Raw genomic sequence first — 1,452 nt, 5'->3', positions numbered from 1 at the left:
GGTTGCGTCCTTTAGTGTGGTGTATCTGTAGCTGCCGGTGACGACCTTATGAATGCACGAGGCGACCACCGCAGCACCTTTCGAATCCGTAACCACACTTCCTCGAAAGGGAAACCACGATGGCCGCTGGCCCCCATTCTATCGACCCCACCACCTACCTCGACGAACTACTGGCTCAAGCCTCCCCGGATCTGATGCGCGAGATGCTCCAAGGGTTCATCAACCAGATCCTCTCGACCCAGGCCGACCAGATCTGCGGCGCCGACTACGCCACCGTCAGTGATGCGCGCACCAACGTCCGCAACGGCTACCGCCACCGAAACCTCGACACCAGAGTCGGCACCATCGACGTCGCCGTGCCCAAACTCAGAACCGGCTCGTTCTTCCCGGACTGGCTGCTGGAACGACGCACCCGGGCCGAACGTGCCCTGACCACCGTGATCGCCACCTGCTACCTCAAAGGCGTCTCCACCCGCAGGATGAACGACCTCGTCGCCACCCTGGGGATCAACAACCTCTCAAAATCGCAGGTCTCCGAGATGGCCAAAGATCTCGATCAGATGGTGGAAGATTTCCGCACCCGACCCCTGGATACCGGCCCCTACCTCTATGTTTCCTGCGACGCGTTGACCATGAAGGTGCGTGAAGGCGGACGGGTCGTGAAAACCTCCGTGCTGCTGGCCACCGGCGTGAACGCGGAAGGCTACCGCGAACTACTCGGCATGCAGGTCGCCACATCCGAGTCCGTGGCCTCCTGGACCGGTTTCTTCCGCGACCTGAAAGCCCGCGGCCTAAACGACGTCTACCTGGTCACCAGCGACGCACACTTGGGCATCCAGCACGCCATCGGCGAGGTCCTGCCGAACGCCTCCTGGCAACGGTGTCGCACGCATTTCGCTAAGAACCTCTCCGGGCTGGTGCCCAAAAGCCAATGGCCGACCTTGTCGGCGATGTTCCACACGATCTTCCAGCAACCTGACGCCCAGGCTGTGTGGGATCAGGCACGGGAGGTGGTGGGCTTCTGTGAGCAGAAGTTCCCCCATGTCGCGGACTACCTCGAGGAAGCGCTCGACGAGCTGCTGGCGTTCACGAACACGCCAAGGACGGTGTGGACGAAGGTCTGGTCGAACAACCCCACCGAGCGGTTGAACCGGGAGATCCGCCGGCGCACCGACGTCGTGGGGATCTTCCCGAACCGAGATGCCGTCGTGCGCCTGGTCGGGGCGGTGCTGGCTGAGCAGCACGATGACTGGATCCAGCAGAAGCGCTACATGTCGCTGACGGCCCTGGACCAGACGAAGACCATGATGAACGCCAACGTCATCGACACCGGCGAAGCCACTCAGGAGGTCGCATGAGCCAGTCGCAACACCGGGCTCGTGCCGGTCCCTGAGATCGTCATGCTGCCTATTTTATCGAAAGGGCAGATACACCACTCGCGTGGACTTGACC

1 protein-coding gene is annotated in these 1,452 nt (G+C 62.0%); it reads left to right on the top strand.

Going from position 1 to position 1,452, the window contains the following annotated elements; genetic code table 11:
* The first annotated feature begins 119 nt into the window (after positions 1-119).
* Positions 120-1,358: an IS256 family transposase gene (locus MHX66_RS10445; protein ID WP_239202857.1), complete on the top strand. Its 1,239-nt coding sequence runs from the start codon at positions 120-122 to the stop codon at positions 1,356-1,358.
* The last annotated feature ends 94 nt before the right edge of the window (positions 1,359-1,452 follow it).

The organism is Corynebacterium sp. ACRPH (assembly GCF_022347285.1).
Classification (GTDB): Bacteria; Actinomycetota; Actinomycetes; order Mycobacteriales; family Mycobacteriaceae; genus Corynebacterium.
Note: the sequence above shows the minus strand (reverse complement) of the source record. Positions and strands in the feature narration are given on the sequence as shown.

Excerpts from the sequence above, each read along its gene's own strand:
- MHX66_RS10445 (WP_239202857.1), top strand. The coding sequence starts at position 120 with ATGGCCGCTGGCCCCCATTCTATCGACCCCACCACCTACCTCGACGAA.